The sequence below is a fragment of the Streptomyces sp. NPDC090994 genome (assembly GCF_044768905.1).
GTDB lineage: Bacteria > Actinomycetota > Actinomycetes > Streptomycetales > Streptomycetaceae > Streptomyces.
In genome coordinates, this window is record NZ_JBIVWS010000004.1 from 359,272 (window position 1) to 376,631 (window position 17,360).

Here is a 17,360-nt window from a genome sequence, read left to right on the forward strand (position 1 = left end):
AGGCGGGCCGTGACCCTGACCACTCACCCTCGTCCCGTTCCACCCTCGCTTCACTCGTACGAGTGAGCAAGTACGGAAATGCCGTACGCCACCCCGTGGCGCGGGGTGACCCTCGTCCCCATGGGGACCAGCGTGCTCAGCCTGCGGATGGACGGGGAGCTGCTCGAACGGCTCCGGGACCGTGCGGCCAGAAGAGGGATGAGCGTCCAGGACTATGTCGTCCGGACGCTCATCCGCGATGACTTCGACGAGCGGTTCCAGTCCGCCGTGGAAGAGACCGAGAGGTTCTACGGGACCGTCACGTGAGGCCCAGCGCCGGCATCAGGTAGTAGAAGGCGAACACCGCCGAGACGACGTACATCGCCACCGGCACCTCGCGGCCCCGGCCGGCCGCCAGCCGCAGCACCGTGAAGGTGATGAAGCCCATGCCGATGCCGTTGGTGATCGAGTAGGTGAACGGCATCATCAGCATCGTCACGAAGGCCGGGATGGCGATCGTGTGGTCGGCCCAGTCGATCTGCTTGATCGAACCCGCCAGGATCAGGAAGCCGACCGCGATCAGCGCGGGCGTGGCCGCCTGGGACGGCACCATCGTGGCGATCGGGGTGAGGAAGAGGCCCACGGCGAACAGCAGGCCGGTGACGACGTTGGCGAAGCCGGTCCGGGCGCCCTCGCCGACGCCCGCCGTGGACTCGACGAACGCGGTGGTGGCCGAGGAGGAGCTGGCACCACCGGCGGCGACCGCGATGCCGTCGATCATCAGGACCTTGTTGATGCCCGGCATCTGACCCTGGGCGTCGGTCAGCTTCGCCTCGTCGCTGACGCCCATGATCGTGCCCATCGCGTCGAAGAAGCACGACAGCAGCACGGTGAAGACGAACAGCACGCCGGTCAGCACGCCGACCTTCTCGAACCCGCCGAACAGGCTGACCTCGCCGACCAGCCCGAAGTCCGGGGTGGAGACGGGGTTGCCGGGCCACTCGGGGGTGGTCAGGCCCCAGGAGGGGATGTCGGCGACGAGGTTGACGATCACCGCGACGACCGTCATCACGACGATCGAGATCAGGATGGCGCCGGGCGTCCTGCGGACGATCAGCGCCAGCGTGAGCAGCACGCCGAGGGCGAAGATCAGGACCGGCCAGCCGTTCAGGTGGCCGCCGTCGCCGAGCTGGAGCGGCACGGAGGTCCCCGCGGCGTCCGGCATGCGGGTGACGAACCCGGAGTCGACCAGGCCGACGATCATCACGAAGAGGCCGATGCCGATGGAGATCGCCTTGCGCAGTCCGTGCGGCACGGCGGACATCACGCGCTCGCGCAGACCGGTGGCGACCAGCAGCATCACGACGAAACCGGCCAGCACGACCATGCCCATGGCGTCCGGCCAGGACATCCGCGGGGCGAGCTGGAGGGCGACGACCGAGTTCACGCCGAGACCGGCGGCGAGCGCGATCGGGACGTTGCCGATGACGCCCATGAGCAGGGTGGTGAACGCCGCCGTCAGCGCGGTCGCGGTGACCAGCTGGCCGTTGTCCAGCTGATGGCCGTACATGTCCTTCGCGCTGCCCAGGATGATCGGGTTCAGCACGACGATGTAGGCCATCGCGAAGAAGGTGGCGAATCCGCCCCGGACCTCGCGGGCGAGCGTGGAGCCACGCTCGGAGATCTTGAAGTAGCGGTCGAGGGCCCCGTACGGGGGCTGGGCCGGGGTGGACATGCGAGACCTCATCACCAAGCGGTCCCCCACACGGCCCCTTGGTGTTTTCTACGAATGAAAGTGGTCAGGAACAAACGGTTTCAGTATGAACGTATGAGGGAAATAAAACCATCTCCGCGCGTAGACCCGCGTGCCGGACGCGCCCCGGCCGTGCCCTCGTAAGCTGTGCGCATGGCGAAGTGGACACCGAAGCACGAGGCGCCGGAGCCCCTGGAGGGCCCCGTGGTCGCCACCATCACCGGCGGCACGGTCATCTGGTTCGTCCTCTTCCTGGTCCAGCTCCCCTTCTACGGCTGGTTCGACGACCGCGGGCACCTGTGGTGGGTGTGGACCTGCCTGGCCGGCGCCGGTCTCGGCCTGATCGGCATCTGGTACGTCCGCAGGCGCGACGCCGCCATCCAGCGGGCCCGCGCGGCCGACGGGACGCCCGGGGCAGCGGACCGGAGCGCCCAGGGCACCGCGTAGTACCACGGCACCACTTTCCGCCCCGACCGTCCTCCCCAGGTCGGAACTTCCGCCCTTCCGCCGTGTGGGGCCCCGCGTCCGCACGTACCGTCGAACGCATGACGCACATCGACGCGGGCGCCGAACTCGATCCCGTGCACCCGGTGCCGCTCCCGGTGTCGGCCGCCGGACTGACCTCCGCGGAGGTCGCCGAACGGGTGGCCCGGGGCCAGGTCAACGACGTGCCGGTGCGCAGCAGCCGGTCGACGCCGGACATCGTCCGCGCCAACGTCTTCACCCGGTTCAACGCGATCATCGGCGTGCTCTGGGTGATCATGCTGATCGTGGCGCCGATCCAGGACAGCCTGTTCGGCTTCGTCATCCTCGCCAACACCGGCATCGGCATCGTCCAGGAGTGGCGGGCGAAGAAGACCCTGGACTCGCTCGCCCTGATCGGCGAGGCCCGGCCGGCCGTACGGCGCGACGGGCGGTCCACCGAGATCGGCACCTCCGAGATCGTGCTGGACGACGTGATCGAGTTCGGCCCCGGGGACAAGGTGGTCGTCGACGGCGTGTGCGTCGACACCGACGGGCTGGAGATCGACGAGTCGCTGCTCACCGGTGAGGCCGACCCGGTGGTCAAACGCCCCGGCGACCAGGTGATGTCCGGCAGCTTCGTGGTCGCGGGCGGCGGGGCGTACCGGGCGACCAAGGTCGGGCGGGAGGCGTACGCGGCGCAGCTCGCCGAGGAGGCGTCCCGGTTCACCCTGGTCCACTCCGAGCTGCGCTCCGGGATCTCCACGATCCTGAAGTACGTCACCTGGATGATGGTGCCGACCGCGATCGGCCTGATCATCAGCCAGCTCGTCCGCGAGGACAACGACCTCGCCGATTCCGTCGCCCGCACCGTCGGCGGCATCGTCCCCATGGTCCCCGAGGGCCTGGTGCTGCTCACCTCGGTCGCCTTCGCGATCGGCGTGATCCGGCTGGGCCGCAAGCAGTGCCTGGTCCAGGAGCTGCCCGCGATCGAGGGCCTGGCCCGCGTCGACACGGTCTGCCTGGACAAGACGGGCACGCTGACCGAGGGCGGCATGGACGTCACCGAGATACGGCCGCTGGGCGGCGCCGAGGAGGGGTACGTACGGCGGGTGCTCGGCGCCCTCGGTGCCGCCGAGCCGCGTCCGAACGCCTCCCTCCAGGCGATCATCGACGCCTGCCCGGACGGCGCCGGCGACTGGCGCCCCACCGGGACGCTGCCCTTCTCCTCCGCCCGCAAGTACAGCGGCGCCCGCGTCGAGGAGGCGGACGGCACCACCCGGACCTGGCTGCTGGGCGCCCCCGACGTGCTGCTGGCCGAGGACGACCCGGCGCTGGCGGAGACCGGGCGCCTCAACGAACAGGGCCTGCGGGTGCTGCTGCTGGTCCGGGCCGACGGGCGGGGCCTGGACGACCCGAGGGCGGCCGAGGGCGCCGAGCCGGTCGCCCTGGTCGTGCTGGAGCAGCGGCTGCGCTCGGACGCCGCCGACACCCTGCGCTACTTCGCCGAGCAGAACGTCCGGGCCAAGGTCATCTCCGGCGACAACGCGGTGTCGGTGGGCGCGGTGGCCGGCAAGCTCGGGCTCGGCGGCACGGCGGTCGACGCGCGCCGGCTGCCCGCCGAGCGGGACGACATGGCCGGGGCGATCGACGAGAACACGGTGTTCGGGCGGGTCACCCCGCGGCAGAAGCGGGAGATGGTGGGCGCCCTCCAGTCCCGGGGGCACACCGTCGCGATGACCGGCGACGGCGTCAACGACGTCCTCGCCCTCAAGGACGCCGACATCGGCGTCGCGATGGGTTCCGGGTCGGAGGCGACGAAGGCGGTCGCGCAGATCGTCCTCCTGAACAACAGCTTCGCCACGCTGCCGTCGGTGGTCGCCGAGGGCCGCCGGGTGATCGGCAACATCACCCGCGTCGCGACGCTCTTCCTGGTCAAGACGGTCTACTCGGTGCTGCTGGCGATCCTGGTGGTGTGCTCGCAGGTGGAGTACCCGTTCCTGCCCCGCCACCTCACCCTGCTGTCCACCCTGACCATCGGCGTCCCGGCCTTCTTCCTCGCCCTGGCCCCCAACAGGGAACGGGCGCGGCCCCACTTCGTGCGGCGGGTGATGCGGTACGCGATCCCCGGCGGGGTGCTGGCCGGGGCGGCGACCTTCGCGACGTACCTGGTGGCGCGGCACCACTACAGCGGGCCGGACGCGCTGGCGGCGGAGACCAGCGCCGCGACGCTGACGCTGTTCCTGATCTCGCTGTGGGTGCTGGCGATCATCGCCCGCCCCTACACCTGGTGGCGGATCGGGCTGGTGGCGGCGATGGGCGCCGGGTTCCTGGTGGTGCTGGCCGTGCCGTGGCTCCAGGACTTCTTCGCGCTGAGGCTGGTCGGCACGGTGATGCCGTGGACCGCGGTCGGCATCGCGGCGGTGGCGGCGGCCGCCCTGGAACTCCTGTGGAGACTGGTCGACCGCCGCTTTCCCGTCGGGTGACGGAGGAAAGGGTTACTGCACGTCGATGTAGTCACCGGTGGCGGTGGCCTTGCCGCCGGTCGGGGAGCCGTTGAAGACGAAGCGGTAGTAGCCGTCCGCCGAGGCCTTGACGGTCGTCTTCAGGGCTCCGGTGGAGGTGGACTTGATGCCCTTGACGTTGGTGTAGGTGCTGGAACTCTTCGCGCGGTACTGGAGGACCACGGACTGGCTGCCGTAGCCGACGTACTTGCTGGTGTCCCAGTCGGCGCGGGTGAGCTTGCCGGTGATGGTGAGGGTGGCGCCCTTCTTGACCGGCTCCGGGGCGGCGTTGACGGTCACCTTGGAGGTGCGCAGGACCTTGCGGGTGCCCACGTTCTCCAGGAGCTTCTCGTCGTCCTCGGTGACCACGACGACGCCGACGCGCCAGGTGCCGGCGTCCGTGTTGATCAGCTCGTCCGGCAGGAAGGTGACGGTGGTCGAGCACTTCAGCGCGGTCGAGGAGACCTCGGTGCAGGCGGCCGCGTCGTCGGAGGCGAAGCCCCAGGTGGCGTCCTCGACCGAGGTGCCGTGGTAGATCATCGCTGCGGTGCCGTAGGCGCCCAGGTCGCCGGTGTGGTTCAGGGTGTACGTGAGCGGCACGGTGTAGCTGCCGGTCGTACCGACGACGACGTCCTTGTTGTTGTTGACCGTCACGCCGGAGACGGTGACGTCGAGCGCTGCGGCGGCCTTCACGGAGGCGCCGCTGCGGGCGGCGGACGCGTCGGCCTTCAGGCCGGCCTTGAGGTCGGCGGTGGTGTCGCCGACGGTCGCCCCGAAGGACGGCCGGGTGTCGTCGGCGGCCTGTGCGACGGCCGGCACGACGAGGGCGGAGAGAGCCAGGGCGCCGGTGACGGCGGCCACGGTGGCACGTATACGCATGTGTTGGATCCCCCACAGGGTGACAGTGGAGTCTGGTGACTCGCATGGTCTGATCCGTGGCGGGAGTGACTGGTTGTACGCCCTGTGAAGCCTTGGTGCAGACGACACCGGCAGTTCACCCTGGCGTCCAGAAGGTGAACTGCCGGTGCCGGAAGGCGAGTTACTTCACGTCGACGTAGTCACCCGTGGCGTTGACCGCCGGGGTCGTCGAGGTTCCCGCGAAGGCGAAGCGGTAGTAGCCGTCCGCCGTGGCCTTGACGGTGGTCTTCAGCGTGCCCGTCGAGCTGGACTTGATCGTCTTGACGGTGGTGTACGCGCTGGAGGACTTCTTGCGGTACTGGAGCTTCACGGACTGGCCGCTGTACCCCGCGTACTCGAGCGTCTCCCAGTTGGCCCGGGACAGCTTGCCGGTGACGGTGAGGGTCTTGCCCTTCTTCACCGGCTCGGGCGTGGCATTGGCCGTCAGCTTCGAGGCGCGCTGGAACTTGAAGGAGCCGGCCTTCTCCTCCCAGGCGAAGTCGTCGTCCTTCGCGTTGATCATCGCGTCCACGTACCAGGTGCCCGCGTTGGCGTTGCTGAGGTAGTCGACCTTCGGGTCCACCTTCACCGAGGCGGAGCAGGTGGACGTGGTCGAGCTGACCTTCGTGCAGGTCGGCTTGCCGGTCGTCAGGAAGCCGTAGTCCGGGCCCGACAGCGAGAACGTCTCGGCGCCCGCGATGCCGGAGTCGTCCTTGGCGGTCACGCTGACCTTGATGGTCTTGGCGGCCGAGGTGCCGACCGACACCTTGTTGTCGCCGTCGACGACGACCTTGGTGATGGTGGTGTCGCCCACCACGACGTCCTGCGCGGACGCGGCCTGCGCGGCCGGGACGGCGAGGGCCGACAGGGCCAGGGCACCGACGAGGGCGGCCCCGAGGGAACGAGTGCTCATCTGCTGTGTCCTTGTCACTTCACGTCGACGAAGTCACCCGCGGCGTTGACCGCCGGGGTCGTCGAGGTGCCCGCGAAGGCGAAGCGGTAGTAGCCGTCGGCCGACGCCTTGACGGTGGTCTTCAGGTTGCCCGTCGAGTTCGTCTTGATCGTCTTGACGGTGGTGTACGTGCTGGAGGACTTCTTGCGGTACTGGAGCTTCACGGACTGGCCGGTGTAGCCGTGGTACTTGTTGTCCTCCCAGTTGGCGCGGGAGAGCTTGCCGGTGACCGTGAGGGTCTTGCCCTTCTTGACCGGCTCCGGCGAGGCGTTGACCGTCAGCTTGGAGTAGCGCTGCACCAGCGTGCTGCCGAGGCCGCCCTGGTCGGCGTAGTCGCTGGTGGTGTAGTCGAGGGCGAGCGCGCCGCCCTTCCAGGTGCCGGCGTCGGAGTTGAGCAGCTCGCCGTCGTACGGGTAGACGTCGATGTCGCCCTTGCAGGTGGCGGTGGTCGCCGACGTGTCGGTGCAGGTCGCCGCGTAGACACCGAACAGCATGTTGACCGGGGTGTCGAAGGAGCCCTTGTAGATGTACGGGCCGGTGGCGAAGTCGGCGGCGTGGATGTCCACACCGGTGCCGTGGGTCAGCTTGTAGGTGACCGTGGTGGAGACGTGGTTGGTCGTCCCCACCTTGACCGCCTTGGCGATCTTGAAGTTGGAGAACGAGACGTCCATGGTCCCGTCGGCCGCGGCGGTGATGCCGTACGACCGGGCGGAGGAGGACGAGGACGCGGAGGCGGACGGGTCGTGGTGGGCGGCGAAGGCCGACGCCGCCGACTCGCGGTACGACGGGTCGTCGGCCTGCGCGGCCGGCACGGCGGCGAAGGCGGACAGGGCCAGGGCGCCGGAGACGGCGGCCACGGTGGCGCGCATACGCATGCGATCCCCAAGTGGGAAAGGGGGCCCCGGCGGTCGTCGCCCCCCAACGGCTCGTGTCACGCCGGGGCCCAAGTGATCGTGGAGTCTGTTGACTCGCGTGATCAGATCAACCAGGGAAACGAATGGTTGTACGGAGATGAAGAAAATGTGTCCCCGTACGCCCTGGTGCCGGCCGTCGGCCGGTCAGTCGAACCAGCGGTCCCGGGCCAGTTCCTCCGTGCGGGACGGGTCCTCCAGGAGCGCGGCCACCTCGAAGCGGCGCGGCCACTGCCCCGCCGCCCAGGCGAGCCCGGCGGCGACCCCCTCCAGCGTGGCCGCGTGCAGCACGCCGTCGTCGGTGAGCCGCCAGTCGATCTCCACGCCGTCCACGACGAGTTCCTCGTGCTCGACGTAGGAGGCGGGGGTCCGGGCGCCGAGCAGCACCCGCACCGGCTCCGGTACGTCGTGCTCGGTGCCCTCGGAGTCGACGCGGCCGGTGATGGACTCGCTCAGCCGCCGTACCTGGAACAGCTCGGCCAGCTCGGCGGCGCGGGCCGGCCGCACCGGCAGCAGCGGCACACCGCCGGTGAACGGCAGCAGGTCGGGCGAGTCGACGACCACCGCGTCGGCGGCGTCCACCACCCGCACCTCGCCGTCGACGACCGCGCGCACCTCGTCCGGCAGGGTCACCTGGTCGGGGTCGAGGTCGGCCAGCGCACCGTAGAGGCCGTGCAGCTGGGCGGCGGTGACGGGCCGTTCCGGGTCGGCGAGGCGGTCCAGCAGCTCGGCCGCGCCGCCCGGCTCGTCGAGCAGCGCGGCGACGGACGTCCGTACGCCGAGCGCCCGCAGCACCTGCTCGTCGTCGAAGCCGGTGGCGTCGGCCTCGTCGTACAGGCCGCGCAGCAGCGGGTCGCCGCCCGCCGCGCGCAGCCCGGCCGGGCGCCGCCCGCCGAGCACCGGGTGCCCGCGCAGCCACCACGCCGTGTACGGCCGTACGGTCTCGTGGGTGCCGTCGGGCAGCAGCATCCGCACCGGCTGGACGAGGGCGTCGCGCAGCGGCGGCCGGGAGAGGAGGGCGAGCGCCTCGGGCCACTTGTCGTCGTCGACCAGGTCCAGGTCGCGCACGGCGACGATCTCGGTGGCGACCGGCGGGACGGGCGTGTCGGGGAAGCGGTCGAGGATGTCCTCGCACCACACGTCGACGGCGTCCAGCAGACCGGCGTCGTCGGGTTCGGCGAAGTCGCCTTCCCTGGGCTCCAGTTCGTCCGGGTCGAGGACGACGTCGGTGGCGCGGACGAGGGCGAAGCCGACGAGCACCCCGCAGGCGGCCAGCGGCTCCGGGCCCCACCGGTCCGCGAGTTCCGCGTCCACCGCCGCGACCTCGTCCTCCCGCATGACGCGGGCGAACGGCCCGCCGGGGAAGACCAGTTCACCGGCCGGGGACAGCTCGCCGTCCTCGTCGGGCAGCGCGAGGGCGCCGAGCCACGGCTCGTCGCCGGGCTCCAGACCGGCGTCGCGGACCAGGCCCAGGACGGTGTCGGCCAGTTCCTCGGCGTCGAGGGCGTCCTCCTCCCAGTCGGCCGCGGAGTCGTCGTCCAGGGAGGCGGCGACGGCGGCCCGCACCTGCGGGGTGGTGAGCACCGCGCGCGGGGAGGCCGGCAGCGCGCCGAGCTTCTCCAGCAGGGGGTGGGCGGCGTCCGGGTGGGCGACCTTCAGTCCGAGCCGGGCGAGCACCTCCGGGTCCAGGGCGGCGGCGTCCGGCGTGGGCAGCAGCACCTGCCGCGGCCCGATCACCGTACGGCGGTCCGCGAGCGGCACCGGCAGCCCGGAGAGCCGGTCGGGATCGACCCCGGCCAGGCTGTCGTAGAGCCGCCGCCACCAGCCGGGTTCCTTCTCCAGACCGGCCAGCCGGTCGATGGCGTCGGTCAGCGGCAGCCGGGCCACGCCCAGCGTGCGCAGCTCGACGCGCCGCTCAAGCCCTGCGGGCAGCAGGGTCGGCAGCACCTCCGCCAGCACCCGTACGGTGTCCGCGCCGGCCCCCTCGACCACCTCGGCGTCCCGGGGCCGCAGCGAGCGGGGCAGTTCGGGGTCGTCGTCCTCGCCCGGCACGGCGGCGGGCGGCAGGAAGGCGGTGCGCGGCAGCCGGTCGAGGACCGCCTGCCGCAGGGTGCCGTCCAGCTCGCCCTTGCCCAGCGCGCCGGGGACCAGGCCGATGATCCCGGCGGTGACCGGGGTCCAGTCGGCGAGCAGACCGGCGTAGGCGTCCGCCGCGCGCTGCACCAGGAAGTCGGTGAGCGGACCGGGCGCCGCGTGCCGGCGGGTGGAGTCCAGCGGGAACGACGCGATGAGCAGGGCGGGGACGCCGAGGGGCTCGTCGCTGGGGGTGGGCGCGTGCAGCACGGGGCTGGTGCGCGGCCGGACGGGGGCGCCCTCGTCGTCCACGGGCACGGCCCACGTCACCGACCAGTGCGGGCGCAGCCGTTCCTCGACCGGGCGGTCGGCGAGCAGGTCGGGGGTGAGCGGGCCGTGCGCGGTGGCGGTGCGCCAGCGGGTGACGCCCTCGCGCGAGTCCTCGACGACGGTCACGTCACCGTCGCGGCGGCGGCGCAGGGTGCGCACGACGTCCTCGTCCGCCCGCTCGACGACGACCTCCTCCAGACCGGGCAGGGCCAGCAGCAGCGCGTCGTCCACGGCGTCCAGCAGCCGCTCGGCGAGATCGGCGGCGGCGGTGTCGCGCAGCGGCAGGATGACGACCGTGTCGTACGGGTCGGGGGCGGTGCCCTCGGCGGGCAGCGGCAGCCGCAGCAGCGGTACGTGGCCGTCCCGGCGGCGGATCTCGTCGCCGAGGCCGGGGCTGTGCCGGGCGACGTCGGCGGCCAGCTCCCGGGACTCGGCCAGCGACCAGCGCACCCCGCCGTGCCGGCCGACGACGGCGGGCTCGTCGGTGACGGCCAGTACGGCCGCGAAGCCGACGCCGAAGCGGCCCACGGCGCCCTCGGTGGTGTCCCGCTTGGCGGAGGCGCGCAGGGTGGACAGCGACTCGACGCCGGCCGCGTCCAGCGGGGCGCCGGTGTTGGCGGCGACCAGCACGCCGTCCCGCAGGGTGAGCCGCAGCCGGCCCGGCACCCCGGCGCGGGCTGCGGCGTCGGCGGCGTTCTGCGCGAGCTCCACGACGAGGCGGTCCCGGTAGCCGCCGAGGACGAGGTCCTCCTCGGCGTTGGCGTCCTCCCGGAACCGGGCCGGGCTCGCCGCCCAGGCGTCCAGCACCCCGCGCCGCAGCCGTGCCGTACCGAACGGGTCCGCGCCCTCGGCAGCGGGCCGCACGAACTTGCTCACGTTCATCTCTCCTCATGGGGCCCTCAACGACGTGAGTCCGAAGGTACCGCGCGGATCACCCGCCGATGCGGGGCGTCACCCTTGAGCGCGGACGGGTGCCCCGGGACCCCGGCGGTCACCCTTCGACGCGGACGGGCCCCTTTCGACGCCGGCCGGCGCTCTCCAGCCCGTCCGGCGTTCGAGGACGAGGCCGTTGAGGACGACGCCGGTCCGATGGCGCAGGCCCGCGCCGGGGATGCCCCGGATCCGCCGCTACGAATGCCCCAGATCCGCCGACGCCACGTCCTCGGCGACCGGCACCGACCCGGCGTCGGCCGTCGGCCGCAGCGGGAACGGGTCCACCCGCGTCTCGTCGATCACCGGCGCGGCCGGCTGCGGCGGCTTCGGCATGACCGCGGCCTCGGAGTGCCCGCCGCACCCGTACGCCAGCGACACCACCCGTCCGTCCGCCGGCGAGAACTCGTTCGCGCAGACCCCGAACGCCTGGCCGAGCGAGCCGCCGATCCGCAGCAGGAACCCGCAGGACACGCAGGCCGCGGGCGCCGCCTGCGCCATCGGCGTCTTCGGGCCGAACGCCTCCTCCCAGCGGTCGGCGGCGGTGTGCAGCCCGTAGCGCGACAGCACCCGCGCCCGCCGCAGCCCCAGCTCGTCGGCGACCGCCGCGATCGTGCCGCGCGGCGGGGTGACCGCCTGCTCGGCCGGGGAACCGCCGGTGACCTCGGCGTCCTCCGCCTCCGCCAGCGCGGCCATCTGCTCGGAGACGACGGAGTTCGGCGGCGGCTCGTCCTCGCCGGACCAGCCCGGCTCCAGGCGCAGGTCCTCCGCGTCGGTGGGCAGCAGGTCGCCGGGTCCCATGTCGCCGGGGCGCAGCCGCTCGCTCCACGGCACCCACTCGGGGGCGAGGACGGCGTCCGGGCCGGGCAGCAGCGCCGCCTCGTCCACCGTCACGATCTTGGCGCGGGAGGCCCGCGCGACCGTCACCGCCCAGCGCCAGCCGCGGTACCCGAGCTCCATGCACGCGAAGTAGTGCGTGACAACGCGGTCGCCCTCCGCGACCAGCCCGACGTGTTCGCCGACCACGCCGGGCGCCGCGGCCTCCTCGGCCGCCGCCCTGGCGAGGTCGACGGCCTCGGCGCACAGGCGGTCAGGGGTGCGGCTTCGCGTTGTCGCTGCGCTCACAGGTATCGCTTCTCTCCATACGCCGTCTCACGGGTGCGCCACTGCCGGCGGGGGACGGACGGAGCGGACCCGGGGACCGCGTCGACGTCCGCGCCCGACGCGCTCGGGCGCACCTACGTCATCCATTCTGCGGGATGACTGTGAGGCGCGCGGCCGAGAACGTTCGCCACGACGCGCTACGCACGCTACCTGCTCAGCTTCGCTGGGCCTACACCGACGGGGGACACCGGCGGGAGTTTCCCGCCCGCCGCCCGTCCACCGCACACCCGCCACGCACCAGCCACGCACCCGCCATGCACCCACCGCACACCCGCCGCCCGGCCCCGCCTCGCCCGACCCGATCAGCTCCATCCGCCCGATGACAGCTCTACTCCCCCGTCTCGCGGGGCACTATGACGGGGTGGCAGCCGCACGCACGGAACGGACGGACCTGAAGGACGGGGCCCGGGGACGCGGTCCCGGGCGTTTCCGCGCGGTCGGGCGCGCGCTGCACCTGCCGGTGACCGGCCCGGCCCGGGGCATCCGGCGGGTGACGCACGCGCACGGCGCGGGCGAGTCGGGGCTGGGCAAGCTGATCGAGCTGCACGGCGTGAACGGCGCCGGCGACGTCATGATCACCGTCGCCCTCGCCTCCACCGTGTTCTTCTCGGTGCCGACCGACGAGGCCCGGGGCCGGGTCGCCCTCTACCTCGCCATCACCATGGCCCCCTTCACCCTCCTCGCCCCGGTGATCGGCCCGCTCCTGGACCGCGTCCCGCACGGCCGGCGGGCGGCGATGGCCACCGCGATGGCGGCCCGCGCGCTGCTCGCCCTGGTGCTGTCGGGCGCGGTGATCAGCGGCGGCATCGAGCTGTACCCGGCGGCGCTCGGCGTGCTGGTCGCCTCCAAGGCGTACGGCGTGGTCAGGAGCGCCGTCGTGCCCCGGCTGCTGCCGCCCGCCTTCTCGCTGGTGAAGGCGAACTCCCGGGTCACCCTCGGCGGCCTGCTCGCCACCGGCGTCGCCGCCCCCATCGGCGCCGGCCTCCAGCAGATCGGCCCGCGCTGGCCGCTGTACGGCGCCTTCGTCATCTTCGCCGCGGGCACCGTCCTCTCCTTCACGCTGCCCCGGAAGGTCGACTCGGCCAAGGGCGAGGCCACCGCGCTGCTCGCCGCGGACAGCGCCCACCTGCACGGCCCGCACCGGCGGCCGGTCAAGCGCCCCGGGCTGCGCACGGTCGGCGCCGCCGTCACCCACGCGCTGGCCGCCAACGCCGCCGTCCGCTGCCTGAGCGGCTTCCTGATCTTCTTCCTGGCGTTCCTGCTGCGCGAGCATCCGATGACCGGCCAGAGCGCGGCGGTGTCGCTGGGCATCGTCGGCGTCGCGGCGGGCGCCGGCAACGCGCTGGGTACGGCGGTGGGGGCCTGGCTGCGCTCCCGCGCGCCGGAGATCATCATCGTGACGGTCCTGGCGGGTGTGCTGGCCGCGGCGGCGGTGGCCGCCGTGTTCTTCGGCGCGGTGCTGGTGGCGTGTCTGGCGGCGGTCGCCGGGTTCGCGCAGGCGCTGGCCAAGCTGTCCCTGGACGCGCTGATCCAGCGGGACGTGCCGGAGCTGGTGCGCACCTCCGCGTTCGCCCGCGCCGAGACGCTGCTCCAGATGGCCTGGGTGGTGGGCGGCGCGGTCGGCATCGCCCTGCCGCTCAACGGCACCCTCGGCCTGGCGGTGGGCGCCGTGATCGTCGCCGCCGGCTGGCTGGGCACCGTACGGGGCCTGGTCGGCTCGGCCCGGTACGGGGGCCGGCGGTCGAGGGTGGCGTGAGCGCGGCAGGTCGTACCCGGCGGGAGCGGCACGCCGTACCGGCGGGGCCGGCATGCCGTACCGGCGGGAGCGGCACGCCGTACCCAGGTGGGCGGCTGGTGATAAGGGCCCGATAACCTTCGCCCATGACCACGTTGCCCCGCGGCGCAGCCGCTCTCGGACACCGCGCTGTGCGACGCCGCCGTGCCGTCGCCGCCGCCGGCGCCGTATCCGCCGGACTGCTCGTCCTGTCGGCCTGCGACAAGCCGACGCCGCTGTCGACCATCACCGTCGGCAGCGACTCGATCAGTTCCGAGGCCACCTGTGGCGGCGAGGGCGACGAAGCCCTGAAGACCGCCGACCTGACCAAGTGCCTCCAGTCCGAGGACATCGAGACGATCACGGTGGACCCGGACGAGACGGTGCGCTTCGGGGTGGACCCGGAGATCGCCGACAAGCGCTGGACGATCCTGATGAACGGTCAGCCGCTGACCGACGACAGCAAGAAGACCTACCGCACGGTCCCGGGCAGCGTGTTCTTCAACGCCCAGTACGGCGCGCAGGGCGACTCCACCAAGGTCGCCGTCGTGGCCGGCAACGGCAAGGAGGGCGGCCAGACGTTCACCGGCGTGTGGGCCTTCGAGCTGAAGAAGGACGACTGACCACGTCCGCCGTACGCATCCTGGTGGCCACCGCGGTCCCCGCCGAACGGGACGCGGTGGCCCGGGCGTTTCCCGGTCCGGTCCGGGAGACGCCCCTGCCGGGCGCCACCCCGCACCGGCTGGGCCACTGGGACCTGCTCGCGGCCGGCGTCGGCCCCGCCCTCGCCGCCGCCTCCACCGCCGCCGCGCTGACCGCCGCCGCCCTGGCGGGCCGCCCCTACGCCCTGGTCGTCTCGGCCGGCATCGCCGGCGGCTTCGCCCCGCACGCGCCGGTCGGCTCCCTCGTCGTCGCCGACGAGATCACCGCCGCCGACCTGGGCGCCGAGACCGCCGACGGCTTCCTGCCCGTCACCGACCTCGGCTTCGGCACGGTCACCCACCGCCCGCCGCCCGATCTGGTCCGTACGGTCGCCGCCGCGACCGGCGCCCGCCCCGGCACCGTCCTGACCGGCTCCACGGTCACCGGCACCGCCGCCCGTGCGGACGCGCTGCGCGCCCGCCACCCCCGGGCCCTCGCCGAGGCCATGGAGGGCTTCGGCGTCGCGGAGGCCGCCGCCGCGCACGGCACACCCGTGCTGGAACTGCGCGCGGTCTCCAACCCCGTCGGCCCCCGCGACCGCGCCGCCTGGCGCATCGGCGACGCGCTGGCGGTCCTGACGGACGCCTTCGGGAAGCTCACCCCCGCCCTGGAGAGTTGGAACCCCCATGACCCCCGTGACCCCCATGACCCCCGTGACCCCCATGACCAGTGACAGCAGCGTGCGGATCGCCTACTCCCCCTGCCCCAACGACACCTTCGTCTTCGACGCCCTGGCGCACGGCCGCGTCCCCGGCGCCCCCGCCCTCGACGTCACCTTCGCCGACATCGACCTCACCAACGGCATGGCCGAGCGCGGCGAGTACGACGTGCTGAAGGTGTCGTACGCCGTGCTGCCGTACGTCCTCGACGAGTACGCCCTGCTGCCCTGCGGCGGCGCGCTGGGCCGGGGCTGCGGCCCGCTGGTGCTGACCCGCGAGGCCGGCACCGACCTGCGCGGCAGGACGGTCGCCGTGCCCAGCGAGAAGTCGACGGCGTATCTCCTCTTCCGCCTCTGGGCCGCGGACACCGTGCCCGGCGGGGTCGGCGAGATCGTCGTCATGCCGTTCCACGAGATCATGCCGGCCGTGCGGGACGGGAAGGTCGACGCGGGCCTCGTCATCCACGAGGCGCGCTTCACGTACCAGAACTACGGGCTGCACAAGCTGGCCGACATGGGCGAGCACTGGGAGGCGACGACCGGGCTGCCGATCCCGCTCGGCGCGATCATCGCCAAGCGGTCCCTGGGCGCCGAGGTCCTGACCGGGCTGGCCGACGCGGTCCGTGCGTCCGTCCGCGCGGCCTGGGACGACCCCGAGGTCTCCCGCCCGTACGTCATGGCGCACGCCCAGGAGATGGACCCGGCCGTCGCCGACCAGCACATCGGGCTCTACGTCAACGAGTTCACCGCCGACCTCGGCGAGGACGGCTACGCGGCGATCCGCGGGCTGCTGACCCGCGCGGCGGCCGAGGGACTGGTACCGGCCCTCGGCCCCGACGCGCTCGCCTTCCCCTGACCGGGTTCTATACGTCGAGCTGGTCCGCGACCGCCCGCAGCAGGCCGGCGATCTTCTTGCCGGCCGTCTTCTCGGGGTAGCGGCCGCGCTCCAGCATCGGCGTGATGTTCTCCAGGAGCGTCGTCAGGTCCTGGACGATGGAGGCCAGTTCGTCGGGCTTCTTGCGCTGGGCCGCCGCGACGGACGGGGCCGGGTCGAGCAGCGTCAGGGACAGCGCCTGGTCACCGCGCTGGCCGGCGACCACGCCGAACTCGACGCGCTGGCCCGGCTTCAGGGTCTCGACTCCGGCGGGGAGGACCGAGGAATGGACGAAGACGTCACCGCCGTCGTCACGGGAGAGAAAGCCGAAGCCCTTCTCGGTGTTGAACCACTTGACTTTGCCGGTAGGCACGTCTGTCCTCGTCCTCGTACTCGTCGGAAAACTGCTCTTGATAGCACTCGGGCGGGTCATGGGACCCGCCGGTACCCAGGCTAATGGTCTTCGGTCCGGTGACAAGACGTCCCCCGGACGTTCCCTCGGGTCGGGAACTACCCTGGTCGAGTGCGTGAACAAACCCAAACGAATTCCGCCGCGCCGGGCGACCGGCTGATCCGTGCCGGTGCGATCGTCTTCTTCATCGGCACCGTGGCCACGATGATCACGGTGGCCCCGCTGTTCCTGGGCACGACGCCGTTCCCCACGTACATGTTCGGACTGAGCATGTTCATGGGGCTCGGCTTCCTGATCGCCGGGGCGGGGGTGCTCCGGTCGATCGCGGCGGGGCGGCGTCAGGCGCGGGCCGCGGCGGAGCCCTCCCGGTAGGAGTCCAGCCAGGCCGGGAACTCCGTGAGGTCGGCCAGTACGGTGTCGGCGCCGGCCGCGCGGAGTTCGTCGACGGTGTACGGGCCGGTGGCGACGGCGACGGAGTACGCGTCGGCGGCGCGGGCGCCCCGGATGTCCCCGAGGTGGTCGCCCACGTAGACGTCGGCGCCGTGCTCGCGCAGCGCGACGGCCTTCTGCTCCGCCCACAGGTCGCCGATGACCGCGTCCGGTTCTATGCCGAGGTGGTCCAGGTGGAGCTTGGCGTTGGGCTCGTACTTGGCGGTGACGACGATCGCCCGCCCGCCGGCCCGCCGTACGGCCGCGATCGCCTCCGCCGCGCCGGCCAGGGCGGGGGTGGCGGCGATGGCGTGCTCCGGGTACAGCGAGCGGTAGAGGTCGGCGGTGGCCGCGATCCGCTCCGCCGGGAACCAGTGGGCCAGCTCCTGCTCCAGGGGCGGGCCGAGGCGGGTGACCGCGAGGTCGGCGTCGACGTGGGTGCCGGTTCTCGCCGAGAGTTCCAGGTAGCAGGCGTGGATGCCGGGGCGGGAGTCGATCAGCGTCATGTCGAGGTCGAAGCCGACGGTGGGAGTAGTCGTCATGGGGTCCATTGTGG

General features: G+C 72.7%; 16 protein-coding genes. 8 read left to right on the plus strand and 8 right to left on the minus strand.

Annotated features, from left to right (window positions below; genetic code table 11):
• Nucleotides 1–78: 78 nt before the first annotated feature.
• Entirely contained in the window at nucleotides 79–306 is a 228-nt protein-coding gene (locus ACIQR3_RS11810) for a ribbon-helix-helix protein, CopG family (RefSeq protein ID WP_403537463.1), read from the plus strand.
• On the opposite strand, the gene ACIQR3_RS11815 is transcribed toward ACIQR3_RS11810, so the two are convergent.
• Nucleotides 299–1,714: an NCS2 family permease gene (locus ACIQR3_RS11815; RefSeq protein WP_403537465.1), complete on the minus strand. Its 1,416-nt coding sequence runs from the start codon at nucleotides 1,712–1,714 to the stop codon at nucleotides 299–301. The two genes, ACIQR3_RS11810 and ACIQR3_RS11815, sit on opposite strands and share 8 nt — an antisense overlap.
• A 171-nt stretch (nucleotides 1,715–1,885) precedes the next feature.
• Here ACIQR3_RS11815 and ACIQR3_RS11820 point away from each other — a divergent pair, with 171 nt between their 5' ends.
• Together ACIQR3_RS11820 and ACIQR3_RS11825 are read left to right on the plus strand one after the other, a co-directional pair.
• Nucleotides 1,886–2,179, plus strand: a complete 294-nt coding sequence (locus ACIQR3_RS11820; protein ID WP_403537467.1) for a DUF2530 domain-containing protein — start codon at nucleotides 1,886–1,888, stop codon at nucleotides 2,177–2,179.
• Nucleotides 2,180–2,277: 98 nt separating this feature from the next.
• Complete coding sequence (locus tag ACIQR3_RS11825) at nucleotides 2,278–4,680, plus strand: HAD-IC family P-type ATPase (RefSeq protein ID WP_403537468.1); 2,403 nt, start codon at nucleotides 2,278–2,280, stop codon at nucleotides 4,678–4,680.
• Nucleotides 4,681–4,692: 12 nt separating this feature from the next.
• Here ACIQR3_RS11825 and ACIQR3_RS11830 read toward each other — a convergent pair whose 3' ends face one another.
• The 5 genes from ACIQR3_RS11830 to ACIQR3_RS11850 all read right to left on the minus strand — a co-directional run bounded on the left by ACIQR3_RS11830 (nucleotide 4,693) and on the right by ACIQR3_RS11850 (nucleotide 11,916).
• Nucleotides 4,693–5,577 carry a hypothetical protein gene (locus ACIQR3_RS11830; RefSeq protein WP_403537470.1) on the minus strand — a complete coding sequence of 295 codons (885 nt, stop codon included), beginning with the start codon at nucleotides 5,575–5,577 and terminating at the stop codon, nucleotides 4,693–4,695.
• 160 nt (nucleotides 5,578–5,737) lie between these two features.
• Nucleotides 5,738–6,508, minus strand: coding sequence for a calcium-binding protein (locus tag ACIQR3_RS11835; RefSeq protein ID WP_403537472.1), 771 nt, complete (start codon nucleotides 6,506–6,508; stop codon nucleotides 5,738–5,740).
• Between the two features lie 14 nt (nucleotides 6,509–6,522).
• Entirely contained in the window at nucleotides 6,523–7,422 is a 900-nt protein-coding gene (locus ACIQR3_RS11840; RefSeq protein WP_403537473.1) for a hypothetical protein, read from the minus strand.
• A gap of 183 nt (nucleotides 7,423–7,605) precedes the next feature.
• Nucleotides 7,606–10,737: a sacsin N-terminal ATP-binding-like domain-containing protein gene (locus tag ACIQR3_RS11845; protein ID WP_403537477.1), complete on the minus strand. Its 3,132-nt coding sequence runs from the start codon at nucleotides 10,735–10,737 to the stop codon at nucleotides 7,606–7,608.
• Between the two features lie 252 nt (nucleotides 10,738–10,989).
• Entirely contained in the window at nucleotides 10,990–11,916 is a 927-nt protein-coding gene (locus ACIQR3_RS11850; protein ID WP_403537478.1) for a DUF3027 domain-containing protein, read from the minus strand.
• A gap of 400 nt (nucleotides 11,917–12,316) precedes the next feature.
• On the opposite strand from ACIQR3_RS11850, the gene ACIQR3_RS11855 reads away from it, so the two are divergent.
• The 4 genes from ACIQR3_RS11855 (at nucleotide 12,317) to ACIQR3_RS11870 (ending at nucleotide 15,945) form a co-directional block, all read left to right on the plus strand.
• On the plus strand, nucleotides 12,317–13,711 hold the full coding sequence (locus ACIQR3_RS11855) for an MFS transporter (RefSeq protein WP_403537480.1): 1,395 nt from the start codon (nucleotides 12,317–12,319) through the stop codon (nucleotides 13,709–13,711).
• Nucleotides 13,712–13,836: 125 nt separating this feature from the next.
• Entirely contained in the window at nucleotides 13,837–14,352 is a 516-nt protein-coding gene (locus tag ACIQR3_RS11860) for a DUF2771 domain-containing protein (RefSeq protein WP_403537481.1), read from the plus strand.
• Nucleotides 14,322–15,104, plus strand: coding sequence for a futalosine hydrolase (locus ACIQR3_RS11865; protein WP_403537483.1), 783 nt, complete (start codon nucleotides 14,322–14,324; stop codon nucleotides 15,102–15,104). The genes ACIQR3_RS11860 and ACIQR3_RS11865 overlap by 31 nt, the downstream gene beginning before the upstream one ends.
• Nucleotides 15,094–15,945, plus strand: a complete 852-nt coding sequence (locus tag ACIQR3_RS11870; protein WP_403537485.1) for a 1,4-dihydroxy-6-naphthoate synthase — start codon at nucleotides 15,094–15,096, stop codon at nucleotides 15,943–15,945. Before ACIQR3_RS11865 ends, ACIQR3_RS11870 begins: the two co-directional genes overlap by 11 nt.
• A 7-nt stretch (nucleotides 15,946–15,952) precedes the next feature.
• Here the strand turns inward: ACIQR3_RS11870 and ACIQR3_RS11875 are convergent, their stop codons facing one another.
• Nucleotides 15,953–16,336 (minus strand): cold-shock protein, encoded by a 384-nt coding sequence (locus ACIQR3_RS11875; RefSeq protein ID WP_215174546.1) that lies wholly within the window; start codon nucleotides 16,334–16,336, stop codon nucleotides 15,953–15,955.
• 150 nt (nucleotides 16,337–16,486) lie between these two features.
• Here ACIQR3_RS11875 and ACIQR3_RS11880 point away from each other — a divergent pair, with 150 nt between their 5' ends.
• Nucleotides 16,487–16,747, plus strand: a complete 261-nt coding sequence (locus ACIQR3_RS11880) for a hypothetical protein (RefSeq protein ID WP_403537487.1) — start codon at nucleotides 16,487–16,489, stop codon at nucleotides 16,745–16,747.
• On the opposite strand, the gene ACIQR3_RS11885 is transcribed toward ACIQR3_RS11880, so the two are convergent.
• A complete protein-coding gene (locus tag ACIQR3_RS11885; protein ID WP_403537489.1) occupies nucleotides 16,714–17,355 on the minus strand; it encodes an HAD family hydrolase in 642 nt (213 codons plus the stop codon). The two genes, ACIQR3_RS11880 and ACIQR3_RS11885, sit on opposite strands and share 34 nt — an antisense overlap.
• Nucleotides 17,356–17,360 lie beyond the last annotated feature (5 nt).